The 21,474-nt window shown below is 37.7% G+C and carries 14 protein-coding genes; 10 read left to right on the top strand and 4 right to left on the bottom strand.

Annotation, left to right across the window (positions count from 1 at the left end):
* Positions 1-1,102: 1,102 nt before the first annotated feature.
* Together CRS_RS08945 and CRS_RS08940 are read right to left on the bottom strand one after the other, a co-directional pair.
* Positions 1,103-2,149, bottom strand: a complete 1,047-nt coding sequence (locus CRS_RS08945) for a PA0069 family radical SAM protein (protein WP_142723697.1) — start codon at positions 2,147-2,149, stop codon at positions 1,103-1,105.
* A 122-nt stretch (positions 2,150-2,271) separates the two neighbouring features.
* Entirely contained in the window at positions 2,272-2,466 is a 195-nt protein-coding gene (locus CRS_RS08940) for a hypothetical protein (protein ID WP_142723696.1), read from the bottom strand.
* Positions 2,467-2,641: 175 nt separating this feature from the next.
* Between CRS_RS08940 and CRS_RS08935 the strand changes: the two genes are divergently transcribed.
* Positions 2,642-2,992 carry a hypothetical protein gene (locus CRS_RS08935; RefSeq protein WP_142723695.1) on the top strand — a complete coding sequence of 117 codons (351 nt, stop codon included), beginning with the start codon at positions 2,642-2,644 and terminating at the stop codon, positions 2,990-2,992.
* Positions 2,993-3,094: 102 nt separating this feature from the next.
* Here CRS_RS08935 and CRS_RS08930 read toward each other — a convergent pair whose 3' ends face one another.
* Together CRS_RS08930 and CRS_RS08925 are read right to left on the bottom strand one after the other, a co-directional pair.
* On the bottom strand, positions 3,095-5,743 hold the full coding sequence (locus CRS_RS08930) for a hypothetical protein (protein ID WP_142723694.1): 2,649 nt from the start codon (positions 5,741-5,743) through the stop codon (positions 3,095-3,097).
* 29 nt (positions 5,744-5,772) lie between these two features.
* A complete protein-coding gene (locus CRS_RS08925; RefSeq protein WP_142723693.1) occupies positions 5,773-6,570 on the bottom strand; it encodes a DUF2797 domain-containing protein in 798 nt (265 codons plus the stop codon).
* Between the two features lie 89 nt (positions 6,571-6,659).
* Between CRS_RS08925 and CRS_RS08920 the strand changes: the two genes are divergently transcribed.
* The 9 genes from CRS_RS08920 (at position 6,660) to CRS_RS08880 (ending at position 21,443) form a co-directional block, all read left to right on the top strand.
* Positions 6,660-7,688, top strand: coding sequence for a GDP-mannose 4,6-dehydratase (locus CRS_RS08920; protein ID WP_142723692.1), 1,029 nt, complete (start codon positions 6,660-6,662; stop codon positions 7,686-7,688).
* A 135-nt stretch (positions 7,689-7,823) separates the two neighbouring features.
* On the top strand, positions 7,824-8,045 hold the full coding sequence (locus tag CRS_RS08915) for a DUF2795 domain-containing protein (RefSeq protein ID WP_002662059.1): 222 nt from the start codon (positions 7,824-7,826) through the stop codon (positions 8,043-8,045).
* A gap of 125 nt (positions 8,046-8,170) precedes the next feature.
* Entirely contained in the window at positions 8,171-11,245 is a 3,075-nt protein-coding gene (gene secA, locus CRS_RS08910; RefSeq protein ID WP_142723691.1) for a preprotein translocase subunit SecA, read from the top strand.
* A 151-nt stretch (positions 11,246-11,396) separates the two neighbouring features.
* On the top strand, positions 11,397-13,589 hold the full coding sequence (locus CRS_RS08905; protein WP_142723690.1) for a TonB-dependent siderophore receptor: 2,193 nt from the start codon (positions 11,397-11,399) through the stop codon (positions 13,587-13,589).
* A 29-nt stretch (positions 13,590-13,618) separates the two neighbouring features.
* Positions 13,619-15,778, top strand: coding sequence for a TonB-dependent siderophore receptor (locus tag CRS_RS08900; RefSeq protein WP_142723689.1), 2,160 nt, complete (start codon positions 13,619-13,621; stop codon positions 15,776-15,778).
* Positions 15,779-15,817: 39 nt separating this feature from the next.
* Positions 15,818-17,020 carry a PepSY domain-containing protein gene (locus CRS_RS08895; protein ID WP_142723688.1) on the top strand — a complete coding sequence of 401 codons (1,203 nt, stop codon included), beginning with the start codon at positions 15,818-15,820 and terminating at the stop codon, positions 17,018-17,020.
* The gene (locus tag CRS_RS08890; protein ID WP_142723687.1) at positions 17,020-19,134 is read left to right on the top strand and encodes a TonB-dependent receptor; all 2,115 of its coding nucleotides are present in this window, start codon (positions 17,020-17,022) and stop codon (positions 19,132-19,134) included. Before CRS_RS08895 ends, CRS_RS08890 begins: the two co-directional genes overlap by 1 nt.
* A gap of 50 nt (positions 19,135-19,184) precedes the next feature.
* Positions 19,185-20,384 (top strand): PepSY domain-containing protein, encoded by a 1,200-nt coding sequence (locus tag CRS_RS08885; protein ID WP_142723686.1) that lies wholly within the window; start codon positions 19,185-19,187, stop codon positions 20,382-20,384.
* 90 nt (positions 20,385-20,474) lie between these two features.
* Positions 20,475-21,443, top strand: a complete 969-nt coding sequence (locus CRS_RS08880; protein ID WP_142723685.1) for an ROK family protein — start codon at positions 20,475-20,477, stop codon at positions 21,441-21,443.
* The last annotated feature ends 31 nt before the right edge of the window (positions 21,444-21,474 follow it).

Here is a 21,474-nt window from a genome sequence, read left to right as displayed (position 1 = left end):
CCTGAGCCAGGATCAAACTCTCCATTGTATGTTTGTCTGACTCACTCAAAGTTTTTAACGCTTTAGTTTTTCCTTACTTGGTTGTTATATTGTATGTCAATGATCTTTATATCTTTCGCTTTTTAACGAAGCAATCTCTCTGTCAGTGTCGCTCCGTATTTGCGAGTGCAAAAGTAAAACTTTATTTCTTAATGACCAAATGTTTCTAAAGAAAATTTTAAAGTTTTTTAAGTAACCTTAATTCCTTTACCAAACCTTAATCATCCTACTCCTGCGCTCCCTTAATTGGGACTGCAAAGATACAAACTCTTTTTTATCCCGCAACTCTTTTTTAAAAAAAGTTTAAAGTTTTTTCCGTCTGTTTCCTTTTTGAAGTAATAATGTTTTTGCCCATCTAAAGGCTCTTCTGCGCTACTGATCTACTCTCGTTTTCAGTGGGGCAAAGATAACAACTTCATACAACGCAAAACAAGTTTATTTAACATAAATTTTACCGTTTCGTAATATTTACTCTTAAAGCACTGGTAGGCAGGGAGAAAAATTTTAAACATTTGTTTGGGGCTTGGGGTGGAGGGTTGGAGAGTTTGAGCGTTTGAGCGTGAGAGGGTTTGAGGGTGGGAGAAAGAGAGAATGGTGATGCCGGGATGCGGGTGTACGGGGTGTGACGTTTAGGATGATGGTAATATACTATATATAATAAAAAGATAAGTTTAGGCTAAAGCCAGCGGAGAATGTATTTTCGTAAACGGGTTAAAACCCGTTTCTACTGAATGTTTTTTATTTTTTCCCGCAGATGACACAGATTGACACAGATTATGATGTATATTTTATTATAGCCTATATAAACTATTTTTATTTGTGCCAACTTATTACTTATTACATCCCTCCTACCCTAGCCCTGATAGCAATGGTTACCCCGCAGCAGGAGTTGGAGGGAGGGAGAGTTTGAGCGCGGGAGAGCGCTGGCGCGAGGAGTAAAAATGGATAGCAGGATTAAGCTCCTGAAAATCTATTACTATATTATAATGCTGTACAATATAGCGAAACCTATTGTAAAATTATCCTATACTATATATATGATATGATTTCTTCGAAGTTTTGGCTAATCAAACAATCTTAATTGCTGATCACGTGTTCCGGTAAAGTTGGCGGTTGAAAGTTTTGGAAATTCCTTGCCTTCAAAAAATTTTTTTCTTCCAATCTTAAAAGTAGTATGGATCATTTCTGCAATGTTCCCCTCACCTCTTTGTCTTTCAAAATATCTTTTGTCTCCAAGCTTTCCTCCCCGCATAGAACGAATGAGGTTTAAAACTTTCTGGGCTCTGTCAGGAAAATGAGATTCAATCCAGTTTACAAAAACAGGTTCAACAGTGTCATTGAGTCTTACCAGGGTATATCCGAAGCCGGAAGCACCAGCATCTGAAATAGCTTTCAGTATATTCAGCGGTTCATCACTATTGAGTCCCGGAATGATGGGAGCAACCATAACATGTACAGGAATATTGTTTTCTGAAAGAATTTCTACTGCCTTTAATTTATTTTTTGCAGAACTGGTTCTGGGTTCCATCTTTCGTCTCAGTTCTTCATTGATTGTGGGAATACTTAAAGAAACGGAAACAAGATTCTGTTCTGCCATTGGTTTTAAAATATCAAGATCTCTCAAAACCAAAGCATTTTTTGTCAGAATATTGACAGGATGTCTGTAATCAAGACAAACCTGCAGTAATTTTCTGGTGATTTCAAATTGTCTTTCGGCAGGCTGATAGCAGTCTGTATTTCCAGAAAGGAGAATGGGTGCAGCTTTATAGCCTTTTTTTTGAAAAAATTTCTCTAATAATTCAGGAGCATTTTTCTTGACCATGATTTTTCTTTCAAAATCAATCCCGGCACTATACCCCCAATATTCGTGGGTAGGCCTTGCAAAACAGTATGAACAGCCATGTTCACACCCCTGATAAGGGTTCATCGAATATTCCATCGGAAGGTCTTCGCTTTTTACCTGATTGACGATTGTTTTAGGAAAAACTTCGGTAAAAGAGGTCTTTACTGTTTCAAAATCTTCATCTTCAGGCTCATAGGTATATCTGTCGAAACGGTTGATAACGTTTCGCTGAGCTCCCTGTCCTTTTATGAAATTTTCGTTTTGCATTCTGGTGTAAAATTAGAATGGAATTTTTATAAAATAATGAGTTTTAACATTAAAGTTTTCCACAAAAAAATCCAACACTTTCAAAAGCGCTGGATTTAAACATAATTAAATATATTTTTTTACTACTTCACTGCGTAAAATTCCACTCCATGATATTCATCCTCATGGTTCTTTTCATCAAAGTGTCTGTGATAATCCGAATAGGACTCACTATATTTTTTATCTTTTTTAGTCAATATCTTTTTTATGCTAATTAAACTCAGTACTGCCAAAAGACCTACTCCTCCTGCCAGTAAAACTCCAACTTCTTTTTTCATATTTTCTCTGATTTATTACTGATACCATTGCAAAAAGCATACCTATTTTATTTTTTTTAATTATAAATTTTGTTAACATTAAACTTTATTTTTAGGAAAATTACAATCTGTTATTTTTCTTATATTTAGAAATTGCAATGGTTTAATTATTGCACTTAAAAAGAAAAATATTATTATGGAAAATCCGGAAAATATCGACAGAATGACAACCTTAAGCCAAGTCATGAAAACGCTTTCTGAAAGAGGGATACACAGAGAGTTCAGAATGAATGAAAAATGTGAGATGAAATTTGAGAATTCTGAAAAGGTTTACCAGCCTTCAGATTTAACAATTTTAAAAACCTATCGCTTTGAAGGTGACAGCAATCCTGATGATAATGCTGTACTGTATGTAGTAAAAGACAGCAGCGGTAACCGTGGAATGATTATAGATTCTTACGGAGCAGACAGCAATTACCCGGGTGAAGAGTTTGATAAGTTTCTAAGGGAAATTCCTATACTGGAAAGTGATGAATTCAGCTTTTAACTGAAATTCTATCTTATATTATTTTTTTAAACCATTAAGGCTATTTCAATTAAAAACGGTTATCATCAACAAATAACGGATTTATCTTAATGGTTTAAAAATTTATTCTTCATTCTTTTCCTTTTTCCTGAAAATATTTTTAAGAAAGCCCTTTTTTTCTTTTTGCTCCACTTCCGGTTGTGTGGTTTCTTTTTTATCTTTGATTTCCTGCTTTATTTCCTTTACAGACTGTTTCATTTCCTTAACAGAGGAAACTGCGTTTTTCACTTTCTTTTCTGTCTTTTCGATATTTTTACCAATAAGGGTTTTCTTCAGCCCCTGCTCAATTCCTCTCCAGAAGAGATTAAAGAAAGATTTTGTCGGATCACGTTCTACATTTTCCACTGAAACAGACTCCGGAAAACTTCCTGAATCAGATTTTATAAAAATATTGGCAACAGCAGTAAGAAACCCCTTTTTTTCATGATTATTTTTGTTTAATACGGCTATCTTTAAATCTTTATGTTTAAGATTAAAAGTTCCGTGCAATCCGGCAGGGTTTCCTTTGAAATTAAAAAGCATTTCCTGAATAGTTCCTGCAGTAGCCGTCACATGAAGATAGGGTCTTATAAACGGATTGATTCCACTGGCTGGAAGATTTGACGTTTTTCCTGAAATCGCAAAAGCATCTTTCTGATCTGCTACATCGAAATTCCAGTTTACAGAAAGTGGCGAAAGATTCATGAAATAACAATTGATTTTAATATCCACTCTTGTAGGCTTCCCTTTTATTTTAGCAGAATTCAGATTCTTTACATTCATATTAAAATTACTGAATGTCAGCTTTCCGGGCCCCATACTTTCAGGAGTATCTTCTTCGTACACCAATATTGAGTTTTTGACATCAAGATTACTGATGGTCATTGGAATTTTAATTGATCGCAGCATTTTGGAATACAAAGCCTTTATTTTAGGGTCATCTTTCGGGATTTTGCTTCTGAAAATATTGGCATCTGCAGACTGAATAACCACATGGGAAGCAGCCACCGCTTTATTTTGAGAAAAAAGCTCCCAGGTTCCTTCTGCTGTTATCTGTCCTGCTTTCAGGTCATACAGATCTCTCTCAACGGGTATCATTTTGATAAACTGTGCCCTCGAAACGAGAGGCTTCATAGCAAAATTATTGATCTGGACCCTGTTCTTATTCAGCTTAAGAAGTCCCAGACTCATATTATAAAACGGTGTTTTGTAAGCAAAATTCCTGGTGGTAAGATAATAGTCTTTTACTTTAAAAGAAAGCCCCGGCTGGTTGGGTTTAGGAGACACTTCAATGTTATTAAAAGTAGCATTCAGATCATGGAAAGCTAAAGGTTCTTTTCCTTGATCATAAATAATATTTGAATTTTTTAAGGAAGCTTTTCTTATAATGACAGATTTTACGATATCAGCCCCTGCAGGTTTACTTTGTTTTTTTTCACCCGCTGTAAAAATTCCGTTTGCATTTTCTATAAGAAGATCTTTAAGATCAAGATTCAGCTTTTTATCTGTAAATTCCAGCTTATTGATATTAAAAGCAATATGATCAGTTCTTAAGTCTTCTAATTTCCCTGTTTTTAAAGCCCCGGATGACAGGACCATATCCCGGATTTCACCACTGCCGGGCTTGAGTGCAAGGCTTCTTACTGTAATATTTTTATGATTAGAGTATTCAATATCTGTTCCGGCAATGGTAAAATCTTTGTATCCTACAGGAATAATCTGTTCTGAAGTTTCTTTATTAAACATCAGCTGACTGATATTCAAATTAAGATTTCCGACAGATAATAGCTTATTGCCATCCGGTTTATTGATCCGCACAACAGCATTATTCAGTCTGATATTTTTTAAATCAACTTCAAAATTTGATTTCTTTTCCTTTTTCACTCCTTTTACTCCTGTATTGTATACACTCAAAACAGGATTTCTAAAATCTGCATTGGCCAGTGAAATTTTGTTTTTATTTAAAATAACATCTTTAAATTCCATTTTTGGAATGGAGAATTCGAAAAGCTGAACCTTCTTAGGGTAAAACTTTTTAAACTGGGCAAAAGAAAACAGCGGGGTCAGCCTGAAGTTATCCACCGACATTTGCCCATTCTCTGTATTAATTTTACTGATGGTAATGGCATAAATATTATCCGGACGGAAAAAGAACCTTTCCCCTTTAATGCTGTATTTGTCAAAAACAACCGGTAATTTATCTTCAACAGATTCTTCTGTCATCTGTAAGTTTTCTACAAACAGATCCAGCTGTTCCACCGATAAAAATTTTTGTTTGGTATGTCTGAATACAGCAATTTTTCCGTTGCTGATCCTGATATTTTCAAAAAGTACAGGATTTCTTTTTTTGCCGGTTTTACGATCAACCGGTTTAGCAAGAATAACATTTAAACTGGGCTTAGCAAGCAGCAGATCTGAAGAACTGATTTTTTTATTAAAGACAGCATCATAAATTCCAAACCGGCTTATTTTCAAGGTATCAATAGTCCCCTGCAGTCCAATCACATCAGTATTTTGCGGGTCTTTACTATTGACGGAAATTCCTGTTGCCAATATATTTCCTGTGCCTAAATCAACATCCAGGGTTTTGTAGGAAACTTTATAATCTGTATTTTTTTTTATATAATCCGGAAGCTGGGTTTTAAGCCATATATTGACTCCGAAATTTGCAGCAAGAAGCATCCCTGCCAGTATTCCGAAACTTATCAACAGCCTTTTAACCCATTTTCTCATATTTTGTGATTTGATGTTTATTATATCGGTCAGTTTCTGATTTCCAGTTCGATCACGTATCCTTCATGCCCTCTTACATTGATGAAATTTCCTCCTTCGAATCCGAGATACTGCCCTTTGATCCCGGTAAGCCTTCCCGTGAATTCAGGTTTTTTATCTAATGTAAATGAAGTAACTTTTTCCGGTTTTTCAAAAGGGTAATCCAGCATCCATAATTCTTCCCCTTCACTGTAGAATTTCTGAAAATCTTCAGGAAAGTATTCCTTGATCTTCTGCCTGAAATCTGCAAGGTCCACTTCTCCTTCAAAATCATCCTGCAGCATTTTCCTCCAATTGGTTTTATCCGGCAAATGATCCTTTAAAGCCACTTCTATCATTCCTGCCTCATAGCGGTTCTCTGTCCTTGCAATAGGTAAAGCAAAAGTCGCACCCTGATCAATCCATCTTGTAGGAATCTGTGTATTTCTGGTCACGCCTACTTTTACGTCTCCTGTATAAGCCAGATAAACGGTATGAGGCTGCAGCTGGATTTGTTTTTCAATTTCCAGATCACGTTCTGCAATATCTAAATGTGCAGTGGAAAGTTCCGGACGGATAATAGTATCGCTTGCATAAGGACTTTCAAAAAAGCAGTTTTTGCAGAATCCCATTCTGTAAATCGGCTTATTCTCTCCACAATTTACACATTGAAATCCGGTATGTCTGATGCTTAATTCCTTCCCGAACAGCTCATTCATATGGATAAGATCTCCTGAAAGATTAAGGTAGTACTGGATGGGTTTTGCATCATAGCTTGTCATCTTTAAAATTTGCCCTTGAAACTGCATATTATATTTATATTACTTTTTTAAGTAAATTTAATGATTATATTTTTCAAAAAGTAAAATTTATATTTTTGTACGCATAAAAAATACAAATGGTTTATCTTGTAACAGGCGGCAGTGGGTTCATCGGCTCTCATTTAATTGAGCAATTATTAAGAAATGGACATTCTGTCATAAACATTGACAATTTTGATGATTTTTACGGCTATCAGGTAAAAATTAAAAATACTTTAGAGTCAATTGGCAAAATTCCGGATTTTGAGTTCTCGGAAAAAGAGGCTGATATCCGGCGTTTGGTTTCGCTTTCTCATTCTGACCGATATTCCCTCTATTGGCAGGATATTCGTGACTACAAAGGGCTAGAAAACATCTTTAAAACCTATCATATTGATATGGTGATTCATCTGGCGGCACTTGCCGGAGTGCGTCCTTCTATTGAACGTCCTTTGGAATATGAAGAAGTCAATGTAAGAGGCACTATGAATCTTTGGGAACTGTGTAAGAATCATCATGTCAAAAAATTCATTTGTGCATCCTCTTCAAGTGTTTATGGAAATAATGAAAAAATTCCTTTTGCAGAAACAGATAATGTAGACCACCCTATATCACCTTATGCAGCGACCAAAAAAAGCGGCGAGATTATAGGTCATGTTTACCATAATCTATACCATATAGATATGATACAGCTTAGGTTTTTCACAGTATATGGGCCAAGACAAAGACCTGATCTTGCGATACACAAGTTTACAAAGCTTATTTCGGAGAATCAGGAAATCCCCTTCTATGGAGATGGAAGCACTGCCAGAGACTATACCTATATAGACGACATCGTTGATGGAATTACAAAATCAATCCTTTATCTTGAAAGCAATTCCGGGGTATATGAGATTCTTAATCTGGGGGAAAATCAGGTGGTGACCTTATCGGAAATGGTGGCCACTATAGAAATGGCATTGGGAAAATCTGCCATCAAAAAAATTCTGCCAATGCAGCCGGGAGATGTCACAAAAACCAATGCAGATATCACAAAAGCAAAGGATCTAATAGGGTATAAACCGGTCACAGACTTCCAAAATGGCATAAAAAAATTTGTGGAATGGTTTTTGAGAAAACGACATTAAGTAAATTGCTGACATAGCTGCAGTCAGTTTGTGACAGCCATTTATAAGAAAATATTATAAAAAGAATTGAAAATCAAGTATAAAAAAGTTTATTATACAAGCTATTTTTATACTTTTGCAAAAAATTAGAAAATTATGTACTGGACATTAGAATTAGCTTCATATTTAAGTGACGCACCTTGGCCAATGACAAAAGCAGAGCTTATCGACTACGCAATCAGAACTGGTGCACCTATGGAAGTAGTAGAAAACCTTCAGGCCATCGAGGATGAAGGGGAAATTTATGAATCTATCGAAGAAGTATGGAGCGACTATCCTACTGACGAGGATTTCCTTTGGAACGAGGATGAATATTAATAAAGCGATAAGCTTTAGGCTGCATGCTTAGAGCTTTTTTGCCCTTTTTATATATTAATTTACACGATAAGCGTGTCATTTAAAACGCTTAAAGCATCTTGCATTAAGCATAAAGCAAAAAATTTATGAGTTTTTTAAACAAAGTTCTTAAAGGGTTTTTGGGAGACAAAAAAGCGCAGGACCTAAAAGAAGTAAAAAAAGTTGTAACAAAAATCAAAGCTGTAGAACCTGGCATCCAAGAATTGACGGATGATGGGTTGAGACAAAAAACTGCTGAGTTTAAAGAGAATATAAAATCTGCAACCAGCAAGATCACAGCTCAAATAGAACAGATAAAAGAGCAGATAAAAAATTCAACAAACGTTGATGAGAAAGAAGCTCTTTTCTCAAAAATTGAGTCTCTAAAGAAAGAATCATATGACATTGAAGAAAAGGTTCTGACTCAGATTCTTCCTGAAGCTTTTGCATTGGTAAAAGAAACAGCAAGAAGATGGGCCCAGAACGGCGAAATCCGTGTAACGGCAACTGACTGGGACAGAGAGTTGGCAGCTGCAGGAAAAGATTTTGTCAGCATTCAGGGAGACACAGCTGTTTGGAAAAACTCATGGGACGCTGCCGGAACTCCTGTAGTTTGGGATATGGTCCACTATGATGTTCAGTTTATCGGAGGGGTTATTCTTCACAGCGGTAAAATTGCCGAGATGGCGACGGGTGAAGGTAAAACTTTGGTAGGAACATTACCTATTTACTTAAATTCACTTCCGGAAAGAGGAGTACACGTGGTAACCGTGAACGACTACCTTGCGAAAAGAGACTCCGCATGGATGGGCCCTCTTTATCAGTTCCACGGGATGTCTATCGATTGTATCGATAACCACCAGCCAAACTCAGACGGAAGAAGAAAAGCATACAACTCAGATATTACTTACGGAACGAATAATGAATTCGGGTTCGATTATCTGAGAGATAACATGGTGACATCACCTTCAGAACTGGTACAAAGAGAGCTTAACTTTGCTATCGTGGATGAGGTGGACTCTGTATTGGTAGATGATGCCAGAACGCCACTGATCATTTCCGGTCCGGTTCCTCAGGGAGACAGACAGGAGTTTGACGTTCTTAAGCCGTCTATCGACAGAATCGTTGAAGTACAAAAGAAAACGGTTTCTGCTATTTTCAATGAGGCGAAAAAATTGATCGCTGCCGGAAATACAAAAGAAGGAGGATTTAAATTACTTCAGGCATACAGAGGTCTTCCAAAAAACAGACAACTCATCAAATTCTTATCGGAAAGCGGAAACAGAGCATTGCTTCAGAAAGTTGAAGCGCAATACATGCAGGACAACAACCGTGATATGCCGATCGTAGATAAAGATCTTTACTTTGTTATCGAAGAGAAAAACAATCAGGTAGACCTTACAGATAAAGGTGTTGAATACATGTCTCAAGGAAACTCTGATCCGAACTTCTTCGTACTTCCGGATATCGGAACTGAGATTGCTGAAGTAGAAGCTAAGAACTTATCTAAAGAAGAAGAGTTTGAAGCTAAAGAAAGACTTTTTGCTGACTTTGCTGAAAAATCTGAGCGTGTTCACACGATGAGCCAGCTGTTGAAAGCTTACACATTATTTGAAAAAGATGATGAGTATGTGGTAATTGATGGAGAAGTAAAAATCGTTGATGAGCAGACAGGACGTATCATGGAGGGACGCCGTTATTCAGACGGTCTTCACCAGGCGATCGAAGCAAAAGAGAATGTAAAAATTGAGGCAGCTACTCAGACTTTTGCAACCATCACGCTTCAGAACTATTTCCGTATGTACAACAAACTTGCGGGGATGACCGGTACTGCTGAAACAGAAGCCGGAGAGCTTTGGGAGATCTATAAATTAGATGTTGTGGTCATTCCTACCAACCGTCCTATTCTGAGACATGACAAGCAGGATTTGGTTTATAAGACCAACAGAGAAAAATATAACGCCGTAATTGAAGAGGTAGAAAAATTAACAGCAGCAGGAAGACCTGTATTGGTAGGAACTACTTCGGTTGAAATTTCCCAGTTGCTTTCAAAAGCACTTCAGTTAAGAAAGATTCCGCACCAGGTATTGAACGCGAAACTTCACAAAAAAGAAGCAGAGATCGTTGCGGAAGCCGGACGTCCGGGAGTTGTAACCATTGCAACGAACATGGCGGGACGTGGTACGGATATTAAGCTTACCAAAGAAGTGAAAGATGCAGGAGGTTTAGCCATCATCGGTACAGAAAGGCACGATTCAAGACGTGTTGACAGACAGTTAAGAGGTAGAGCGGGACGTCAGGGAGATCCGGGAAGTTCTCAGTTCTATGTATCTCTTGAAGATAACTTGATGCGTTTGTTCGGTTCTGAGAGAATTGCTAAAATGATGGACAGAATGGGTCATAAAGAGGGAGAAGTTATTCAGCACTCTATGATCAGCAAGTCTATTGAAAGAGCTCAGAAGAAGGTGGAAGAAAATAACTTCGGAACCAGAAAGAGGCTTCTTGAGTACGATGACGTAATGAACAAGCAGCGTGACGTGATCTACAAGAGAAGAAAGAATGCTTTGTTCGGTGACCACCTGAAATATGACATTACCAACATGATTTTCGATGTTGCCAATTCTATCGTTGCGAAAGGAAAAGCATCAGGAAATTATAAAGATTTTGAATACGAAATCATTAAAACATTTACGATGGAATCTCCGGTTTCTCAAAGTGATTTTAATAACAAGAACGTTCAGGATCTTACAAATATCCTATTCAAAGCAGCTCAGGAAGATTATAAAATGAAACTGAACCTGTTGAAAGAAAAATCATTCCCTATTATTGAGAATGTATACCAGAATCAGGGTTCAATGTTCAAAATGATCCAGGTTCCTTTCACAGACGGACACAAAACAATGACTATTGTAGCTGATCTTAAAGAAGCTTACGAAACTCAGTGTGAAAGTCTGGTGAATGACTTTGAAAAGAATATCACGTTATCAATTATTGATGAAAACTGGAAGCTTCACCTTCGTGAGATGGACGACTTAAGAAGATCATCTCAGGGAGCAGTTTATGAGCAGAAAGATCCGCTTGTTATCTATAAGCAGGAATCTTTCCACTTATTCAGTGAAATGATTGATAAATTGAACAAAGAAATTATTTCATTCTTATACAAAGGAGAAATTCCTTCTTAAGGAAAATTTAATAATATCATCTAAAAACCGCTATGGCATTGATCATAGCGGTTTTTTGTTATTCAGTAGATAACAAATTTATGATAAATATCAATCTTATTATTTATTTAGAACAGTTAAAAATAATATATTTGCAGAAAATTTTACTTTCATGAAAAATGTACTGATCTGTGCTTCTGCACTGGGAACAATGCTGGTTTCTGCCCAAAAAAAAGATTCATTAACCACCAAAAGCATTGACGAAGTAGTCATCAATACATATGTCAAGAAAGACAGTGATTATTCCAATAAAATGCCTCTTAAAGCTATAGAAGATCCACAGGTATATTCTTCTATTGACAAGGGAGTTCTGGAAAATCAATTATTATTTACCGTAGATGATGCCTTCAGGAATGTGGCAGGTGCACAGAAGATGTGGAGTGCGACAAACAGAGCAGGAGACGGAGGTATCTATCTTAATTTAAGAGGTTTTGTAGCCGGAAACTCTATCAGAAATGGTATGGTAGCTCCTATTACTACGTCTATGGATGCCATCAATGTAGAGAGGATAGAGGTTTTAAAAGGACCTTCTGCTACATTATTCGGAAGTAATGTAACTTCTTATGGAGGAGTTGTAAACAGAGTTACTAAGAAACCGTTTGAAACTTTTGCAGGGGCCGTATCTCTGGCAGGAGGAAGTTATAATTACTACAGAGTACAGGCTGATGTCAATACTCCGCTGACCAATGATAAAAAATTATTATTCAGATTAAATACTGCTTATACAAACCAGGGGACTTTCCAGAGAACCAATGCAAAGAACTCCTTCTATGCATTCACGCCATCCGTTACTTACCGTCCAACAGATAACCTGGAGATTAATGCAGAGTTGGAAATGTTTGAAACCAACTCATATCCTGAAACCGCTTTTTTCTTTTATTACCCGAGTTCACAACTTGGAGCAGACAGCATGGACAAACTGGAGAAATTAGGTTATAACTATAAGCAGTCTTACACCGGAGAAGGTCTTAAAACAGTTGGCAAAGCAAGAAACTTTTTTGGACAGGTTAACTATAAGGTTAATGAACATATCAAATCTTCCACAAATGTAAGTACTTCTTATTCTTACTCTGACGGATTTAACCCTTATTTTTATTTTGCTCCAAACCCAGCCAACAGTTCAGAAATTGGGATAGCCAGAGCTGACCAGTCAACCAAAGACAGCAAAAGAACGTATTTCCAGGTCCAGCAGAACTTCAATTTTGATTTCAATATCGGAAGTGTAAGAAACAGAACGGTTGCCGGTTTCGATTATATGAGATTAAATGACAACCAATACTTTATGTTCACCAATTTTGACTGGGTTCCTTTTGCAGGTACAGACTATTCTAATATGAATGGCCAGACACTGGGAGCAATGTATGATCATCTGAGAAACCAGCCGGATTTTGATAAAAACTATACTTATATAAATAAGGGTAAGAAAGATACATACAGTGGTTATATTTCCAATGTAATTACACCAATAACAGGTCTTAATATTCTTACTTCTGTACGTTACGAAACAAATAATTACAAAGGAGGCCAGGTTGGACAAAATAAAACTGCTGAATTCAGCCAGGGAGCATGGTCACCCAAATTTGGAGTTGTATACCAAATCCTTCCTGAGAAATTATCCGTATTTGGGAATTACCAGAATAGCTTTACTGTAAATGGATATTATACCTCAGATAAAGCAGGAAATGTAACCCTTTCAACTCCTGAGAGAGCTAATCAGTTTGAAGGTGGGGTGAAAACCAATCTTATCAAAGGAAGAATTACTACTACATTAAGCTACTATAATATTCAGGTAAAAAATACCCTTCTCAATACCGGTGAAATGACAGGTACAGGACAAGCCGTGCAAAACCAGGCTGGTTTATTAAGAAGCCAGGGAGTAGAATTGGAAGCAAATGCTTATCTGATCAAAGGATTCTCCGTAATTGCCGGAGTAAGCTATAATGATATGAAATATACGGAAGCTGACGAAACAGTAATTGGAAGAAGACCTGCTACAGCTTCTTCTCCGTGGTTGGTCAATTTCAATGCTAGCTACCAGTTTCTTGACGGAAAATTAAAAGGTCTTGGATTCGGAGTGGGAGGAAACTATGCGAGTGATAACAAGATTGTCAATTCTACCACTATGGGTACTTTTATTCTTCCAAAATATCTGGTACTGAATGCTAATGCTTTCTATGATACAAAAAAATTCAGAATCGGAGTGAAGGTAGACAACTTTACCAATGAACATTACTGGAGCGGATATACTACTGCCAATGCACAGGCATTAGCTAATGTACTGGGAAGCTTTACTTATAAATTTTAAACTGTTAGAATAATTACTCCCCCTAAACAATGAAGAGAATAACAATAGGAGCAGCACTGCTAACTTCCATGTTCAGTTTTGCACAGGAAAAAAAAGACACCATCAAATCCAACGATATTGAAGAAGTAGTTGTTAACGGAAGATATTATCAGAAGTATAAACTGAATGAGGTTTCGGGATCATTAAGAATTCAGACTCCGATTCTTGAACTTCCTCAGAATGTGCAGTCTGTAAGTTCTCAGATACTTGCAGACCAGCTTACCCTGAACATGTCAGAAGGAATTGTACGTAACGTCAGTGGAGCAAGAAAGGTAGAACACTGGGATAATGTATATTCAAATGTTTTCATGAGAGGTGCCAGTATAGCCACTTTTATGAACGGGATGAATGTTTCCTCTACATGGGGTCCAATCAATCCAGACACATCTGTTATAGACAGAATTGAGTTTGTAAAAGGTCCTGCCGGATTTATGGGTTCTATGGGAGATCCTGCCGGGTTTTATAATGTGGTCACTAAAAAGCCCACCGGAAAGTTTGCCAACAGTATCCGTTTCACAACGGGTAGCTATAACCTGTTCAGAGGAGAAGCTGATCTTGACGGAGTTCTTGTAAAAGACGGGGTTTTAGACTACCGTCTCAACTTAATGGGAAGTTCCAATAATTCATGGGTGGAAAATGATAAAACAAGCAAAATCATTGTTGCTCCATCCATTACTTTCAGGCCTACAAAGACGACTACATTTACAGCACAATACAACTATCAGTATTTAAAATTCAATCAGCCTGGAGCTTATCTCATGTCTAATGACGGATATGCTTCACTGAATGTACATACCAATTTTAATGACCCGAACTTCAAAAAAACGGAGGTAAAAGATCAGAGTTTATTCTTAAGCTTAGACCAAAAGCTTTTTAAAGACTGGATTTGGAGCACACAGTACGCTTATATGGACCTGAATTATGACGGAGGATCATGGTGGGGAACTTTTGATCCAAACAACAAGGATGTTTTAAACAGAACATTAAGCAACTGGCAGGCAAAAGGAAAAAATCACATTTTCCAGACCTATGTAAGAGGAAAGCTTAATACAGGAAATATTGTTCATAAAATAATTGCAGGGTTTGACTATGGAGACAGAAAATACAAAGCAGACTTTTCATCCTTTGCAGGAGGACCATTCCCGATTGATATTTATAATGTCAATTATGGTGTAGATCCTTCAAAACTTCCGTCTTCTGATTTTTATACTTTAAATTCTTCTGCTCCTTTTTATAATGATCAGGGCGTAAAATATACTTCTTATTATGCTCAGGATCAGATTGAAATGTTTGATAATAAATTAAGATTAACCTTAGCAGGAAGATATACAAACGGTAAAACGTATTCTGCATACCCTAACTTAAGTCCTGGTACTCCTATTGTACCTGATACAGCTGGTGAGTTTACACCAAGAGTAGGGATAAGCTATTCTATTAATGAAAACTTCTCTGCTTACGGAATCTATGACAAGACCTTTGTACCCCAATCCGGAACAGGGATTCATCAAACTTTGATCACAGATCCTTTCAGAGGGCAAAATATCGAATTCGGATTAAAAAAAGACTGGTTCGGTGGAAAATGGAACTCTACTTTTTCTATATACGAAATCAGAAGACAAAATATTCTTGTAGCAGGAAATTCAAACGAAAACAATGGAGCTCCTTTCCAGGTTGCTACAGGAGAACAAAGAGCAAGAGGTTTTGAAACCGATATCAAAGGGGAGATCATCAAAGGGCTAAACATTATTATCAACTACGCTTATACTGATGCAAAGACCATCAAAGACACAGATCCTAAAAAAGTTGGAATTCAGTCTCCGGGAAATGCGAAAAATGTTCAGAATACCTGGATCAACTACAGATTTGAAAATGGCCTTATGAAAGGTTTCGGGATTTCAGCCGGTTATCAGTATCAGGGAGGAAGACAATCCTGGTATGGAGTAAATGCAACAAAAGATCAGAGTCTTCCGGACTATTTTGATACCAACTTCGGAGTTTCTTATGTTGCTAAAAAATTCGATATCAATTTAATGTTGAATAATGTTCTTAATAAAAAATTGTATAGTGGTTACAGAGGAGATGCAGGTGAATATGCCTGGATCTACAATGCCCCGCGTAACTGGAGATTATCAATAGGATATAAATTTTAAAATTCAAAGGTTAGCCCCTTATGGGGTTAACTTTTTGCTATGAGAAAAAAGCATCACCATAAAAAGAAAGTTTCTTCAGCAAAAAAATGGTCCGCCAGGCTGCACTTGTGGTTGGGTTTGTCTGTTGGCTTCATTGTATTGATAGTCTCTCTTTCAGGGACTTTATATGTTTTTAAGGACGAAATACAGAATAGCCTGCGTAAAGAAGCTATTTATCTGAAAAAAGAGGATATCGGCAAAAAGCCTTTATCTATTAATCTGCTTCGTGAAAAGGTAACTCTGGAATTGAATGAGAAATATCCTGTAAGCGCTGTAGAAATTCCTTTGGACAAAGGCAAATCCTATCAGTTTGAATATTATGAAAAAAGCAAAAAGGGATGGAACTATTTTCAGCAGGTACGCATCAACAAACAAGCTTATGTAAACCCATATACCGGCGAAATTCTTGCAGTTTATAATGAAAAATATGATGTATTCAATATTCTGAAGTATATCCACTGGGGCCTTTTGCTCAACTCAGAATGGGGACCGTACACGGTGGGAATTCCAACCGTTATTTTTGTGATTATGCTGATTACAGGAATTATTTTATGGTGGCCTAAAAACAAAAATGCAAGAAAAGGACGTTTTTGGTTCAATTGGGAAAACGTAAAAAACTGGAAGCGTAAAAACTACGATCTTCATAATATCTTAGGGTTTTATGCATCATTTATTGCATTACTGTTGAGTATTACAGGGCTTTATTTTGCTTATCCCTATGTAAAAAACACTTTTACTTTTGCATTATCCGGCTCCTGGGAACTTCCAAAAGAAAAAGAAAGAAAATCTCCGGACTCTCTGATGGCAAAGAATGAAGCTGTTTTTGATCTGGCTGCAGCACAGGCTGAAAACCTGTATTCAAAATCATCCAGCTTCCGAATTACTTTAAACGGAAAGAATAAAAAAGGAAAAGAGCTGAAAAACCTTCCGGTAACAGTTTATGGTCTGGATGGCAGATACAGTGAAAGAAATATCCTGACATTCGACAAATATTCGGGAAAACTTCTGGCCGACAAACCTCATCACAAACTCAGTACCGCAGAGAAATACGCTAACGCTAATTATGATATTCATACCGGATCCTACTTCGGAATCATCGGAAAAATCATCTGGTTTATCGCCGGCCTCATCTGTACATCACTCCCTGTAACCGGATTCCTGGTTTGGTGGGGAAAAAGAAAGAAAAAAGGAAAGAAAATATAATGAAAAAAGTGCTTTTATCAGCTGCCTGCTTAGGAACTACTACCGTTTTTGCCCAGGTAAAAGATAGTTTACAAACTAAAAATGTAGACGAGGTTGTGATGACTGCCTCCAGAAAGAAGGAAAACATCAAAGAGGTTCCAAGCTCTATCACAATTGTCGGAGAAAAGCAGATTCAGTCTCAGCTGACTGTTAACTCAGATATTACAAGCATACTACAGTATACCGTTCCGAGTTTAGGAACCAATTCAGGACAGACTTCCAATACAGGACAGACATTAAGAGGACGCCAGGTTTTGGTCTTGATTGACGGAATTCCACAGTCTACACCTCTCCGAAACGGAGCAAGAGATTTAAGGACTATTGATCCTTCGGCGATCGAAAGAATTGAGGTGATCAAAGGAGCTTCTTCCATTTATGGTAACGGCGCAGACGGAGGGATCATTAATTATATTACCAAAAGAAACAAAACAGATAAAAAGATCTCCGGAATCTCACAGATGGGTCTTACCGGCCAGCCTTACGGAGGAACTTTGGGAGTAAGGGCCAGCCAGCTGTTATCCGGGAAAATCAACAAATTTGATTATACCCTTTCCTTAGCCTACGAGAGAACAGGATATACAAAAGACGGAGACGGTGTTTTGATAAGTCCTACCTATAGCATTGCCAAAATGGACAACTACAATGGTTTGCTGAAGATAGGGTATGATATCAGCCAAAATCAAAGAATTGAAGCTTCTTACATCGGATATTCTTCAAGATCAGATCTGAATGTGGGATTAAAAACCGGAAAATACGGTATCAAACCTACCATTGGTGAAGGGATCGGAAAAGGCCTGGAAACAACCCCTCAGGGAACTCCGAAGAACCATAACATCAGAGTGAGCTATGACAATAAGAATCTTTTTGCCGGAACTTCGTTAAATATCAATCTTTATTATCAGGATTTTAAAACCGTCTACGGCTACAGCGATACGTTCTTCAATGGCGGACAATCTAATGTAATCTCAAAAAAAGCAGGAGCCAGATTTAATTTCGATACTCAGCTTTGGAATTCGGCCAACTCTCAGGGAGAAATTATATATGGAGCTGATATTCTGAATGATGAAACTGTACAAAAGCTGGAAGACGGACGTTTCTGGACTCCTAACATGAACATGACCAATATTGCTCCTTTTGTGCTGGCAAAAATTGATCTGTTTAAAAAGTTTACGATTAAAGGAGGGCTTCGCTACGAAAACATCAGAGTAAATGTTGATGATTTCAACACCCTTTCTACACTTAAAAGTGACGGTACTTTCACCAAAAGTATTCCTGTAGCCGGCGGAAAGCTGAACTATAATGCTTTGGTCGGAAACATTGGTGTTCGCTACAATATTGAACCTTATATCAACCTTTTTGGAAGCTTCTCCCAGGCCTACTCTATCAATGAGTTAGGAAGAATTTTAAGGACTTCAACTTCTGAAACGATCAAAAATCTGGAAACCAAACCGATCATCGTTAATAATTACGAATTGGGGGCAACAGGACAGCTTTCCACTTGGTTGAATTATGAATTAACCTCTTATGTAAGTACATCGAAGCTAGGCGCATCATTCGTACAAAGCCCGGACAGAGCATTAATGATCCAGAGATCTCCTGAAATCGTATACGGTGTTGAAGGATTTTTACACTTTATTCCTGTAAAATGGGTGCAGTTTGGTGGAAGCTACAGCTGGATGGAGGGAATCACTTCAGTAAAGGATGACGGAGACTATTCCACCAAGATCAACAACAGCAGAATTTCTGCGCCTAAGGTTTTGGCATATGTTCAGGCCAGACCTATTCCTGCACTGTCCATTGGGTTTGATATGCTTCACTCGTTCCAGCAAAACAGATTTGAACTTAATGCTAAAACGGGGCAGTATGCTTATGGTGAAGGATATGTACCTGAGTATACGATTTTTAATTTCAGGTCAAGCTATGAAGTTAACAACAACTGGAGAGTATCATTAGGTATTGAAAACCTTTTCAACAAAGTATATCAGCCTGCAATTTCCTGGTGGACAGCAAGGGACAGTGACTTTACCAATGCACTGGGCTTGAGAGGAACATGTATGATTGAATATAAATTTTAATTAAACTAAATAAAAAGTAAAACATATCTTTGCTTTACATTCAGAGCAATATGAAGAAAAATCATCATCATAAAAAGAAACCGGGATTTATCAGGAAATGGTCTGCCAGACTGCATCTTTGGTTCGGGCTGGGAATAGGCTTTCTGATCTTTATTATCTCTATTACCGGGGCTTTATACGTCTTTAAGGATGAAGTGGAAAATATCACCCGAAAAGATGTCATCTACCATCATGAGCAAAACATTGAGCAGAAGCAGGTTCTTCCTATCAGAGTGATGGAAAAGGCTGTCGCAGAGCAGGTCAAGGAAAAATATCCGATCCACTGGGTAAATGTTCCTATTGACAAAAAGATGTCATACATGTTCTTCTGGTATGAACATAATACGGATGCCTGGAATTATTTTGATGAATTTCCTATCTACAAACAGGCTTATGTAAACCCATACACCGGAAAGGTGCTGAGAGTCTATGATGAGAAAAACGGATTTTTCAATATCGTAAAGATGATCCATTGGAGCTATCTTTTGAAACAGGACTGGGGAACTTATGTCGTGGGAATTCCGGTTATCATTTTTATCATTATGCTGATCTCCGGGATTATTTTGTGGTGGCCCAAGAACAAAGCTGCCAGAAAACAGCGTTTTGCCTTCAGATGGAAAAACATTAAAAGCTGGAAACGAAAGAACTATGATCTTCATAATGTATTAGGCTTTTACGCCTCCATCTTTGCTCTGATCTTTTCCATTACAGGACTTTTTTATGCTTTCTTTGTAATACAGGCGATGATTTATGTGATCTTTTCCGGTGGAGAAACAAAATATCCTGACTTCTCCCACATCAAGACAAAAGCTCCGATTGAGCTGAGAACGGAAGGAACACTGGATAAAATCATCCATACAGTAGAGTCAAAATATCCTGATTCCTATGGTTTTGCTATAGATTTAGGCCACCCACATATGGATGATCACGAACATCCAAACTTTGAGGTATATGTAAAGCATCTTTCTTACTCATATCATAAAAGCAGCAGCCTGATCTTTGATGAAAATTCCGGGGAACTACTTCACACTCATGACCCGAAGGATAAAAACTTCGGAGAAAAGGTTGTGAATGCCAATTATGATATTCATGTAGGAGCTATTTTAGGGCTTCCTACCAAGATCATTGCTTTTATTGTAAGCCTCATCTGTGCTTCTCTTCCGGTTACCGGATTTATGATCTGGTGGGGAAGAAAAAGAAAAAAACAGTAAAAACGGTTTAAAATTTTAAATAAAATACACTTAGTCATCCATTAATACAATCTTTTTTATAATTTTAGCCCCTAGAATTTAATCATAGAAATGTCATTAATAGATTTATCAAAACAAGTTGCCCTTGGAGTTGACATCGGCGGGACCAATACTAAGTTCGGAATCGTAAACCACCGCGGAGAGGTTCTGGATAAAGGAAATCTGAGAACTGATGCCTACGAAAAAGTTGAAGATTTCATCGACGCTTTATATGAACATGTTCATCCCATGATGGAAAAGTATGGTACCGAAGCACACTTTGACGGAATCGGAGTAGGTGCCCCAAACGCCAACTATTACAAAGGAACCATAGAACTGGCTCCCAATCTTCCCTGGAAAGGAGTAATTCCTTTCGCTGATCTGATGAAGGCCAAGTTCAATCTGCCTTGTACAGTAACCAATGATGCCAATGCAGCCGCCCTTGGAGAAATGCTTTTCGGAGCAGCCAGAGGAATGAAGGATTTTATCATGATTACACTGGGTACAGGAGTAGGCAGCGGAATCATCGCCAACGGAAGCTTAATCTATGGACATGACGGATTTGCCGGAGAGTTAGGACATACGATTGTAAAACCTGGTGGCAGAAAACATTGGAGCACAGGATCTGAAGGAAGCCTGGAAGCCTATGCCTCTGCAACAGGGATCACCATCACCGCAAAGAAAATGAGAGCAGAATTCCCGGAATCTATGCTGAACCAATACCCTGAGGATGCCATCAATTCTAAAACGGTATATGAATGTGCCATCAAAGAAGACCCGATTGCAATTGAGGTTTTCCGATATACGGGTCAGAAGTTGGGAGAAGCTTTAGCCAATTTTGTTATGTTCTCTTCACCTGAAGCTATCCTTCTTTTTGGAGGAGTGATCAAAGCAGGGGATTTTATTTTAAAGCCTGCCAAGCTTCATATGGAAAGGAACCTCCTTCCGATTTTCAGAAATAAAGTAAAGCTGGTATTCAGTGAGCTTGACGAAGCAGATGCTGCTATTCTTGGAGCAAGTGCTTTGGTTTGGGAAAAATAACAGAAAGCTTTTTACATCATACAGAGCATCC

This window comes from Chryseobacterium sp. ON_d1, assembly GCF_006829085.1.
Taxonomy (GTDB): domain Bacteria; phylum Bacteroidota; class Bacteroidia; order Flavobacteriales; family Weeksellaceae; genus Chryseobacterium.
The sequence above is the reverse complement of the archived record's forward strand: the minus strand, read 5'-3'. Positions and strand labels throughout refer to the sequence as shown.

Excerpts from the sequence above, each read along its gene's own strand:
- CRS_RS08920 (WP_142723692.1), top strand. The coding sequence starts at position 6,660 with ATGGTTTATCTTGTAACAGGCGGCAGTGGGTTCATCGGCTCTCATTTA.
- CRS_RS08885 (WP_142723686.1), top strand. The coding sequence starts at position 19,185 with ATGAAGAAAAATCATCATCATAAAAAGAAACCGGGATTTATCAGGAAA.
- CRS_RS08930 (WP_142723694.1), bottom strand. The coding sequence starts at position 5,743 with ATGAGAAAATGGGTTAAAAGGCTGTTGATAAGTTTCGGAATACTGGCA.
- CRS_RS08915 (WP_002662059.1), top strand. The coding sequence starts at position 7,824 with ATGTACTGGACATTAGAATTAGCTTCATATTTAAGTGACGCACCTTGG.
- CRS_RS08945 (WP_142723697.1), bottom strand. The coding sequence starts at position 2,149 with ATGCAAAACGAAAATTTCATAAAAGGACAGGGAGCTCAGCGAAACGTT.
- CRS_RS08900 (WP_142723689.1), top strand. The coding sequence starts at position 13,619 with ATGAAGAGAATAACAATAGGAGCAGCACTGCTAACTTCCATGTTCAGT.
- CRS_RS08895 (WP_142723688.1), top strand. The coding sequence starts at position 15,818 with ATGAGAAAAAAGCATCACCATAAAAAGAAAGTTTCTTCAGCAAAAAAA.
- CRS_RS08940 (WP_142723696.1), bottom strand. The coding sequence starts at position 2,466 with ATGAAAAAAGAAGTTGGAGTTTTACTGGCAGGAGGAGTAGGTCTTTTG.
- CRS_RS08905 (WP_142723690.1), top strand. The coding sequence starts at position 11,397 with ATGAAAAATGTACTGATCTGTGCTTCTGCACTGGGAACAATGCTGGTT.
- CRS_RS08890 (WP_142723687.1), top strand. The coding sequence starts at position 17,020 with ATGAAAAAAGTGCTTTTATCAGCTGCCTGCTTAGGAACTACTACCGTT.
- CRS_RS08925 (WP_142723693.1), bottom strand. The coding sequence starts at position 6,570 with ATGCAGTTTCAAGGGCAAATTTTAAAGATGACAAGCTATGATGCAAAA.
- CRS_RS08935 (WP_142723695.1), top strand. The coding sequence starts at position 2,642 with ATGGAAAATCCGGAAAATATCGACAGAATGACAACCTTAAGCCAAGTC.
- secA (WP_142723691.1), top strand. The coding sequence starts at position 8,171 with ATGAGTTTTTTAAACAAAGTTCTTAAAGGGTTTTTGGGAGACAAAAAA.
- CRS_RS08880 (WP_142723685.1), top strand. The coding sequence starts at position 20,475 with ATGTCATTAATAGATTTATCAAAACAAGTTGCCCTTGGAGTTGACATC.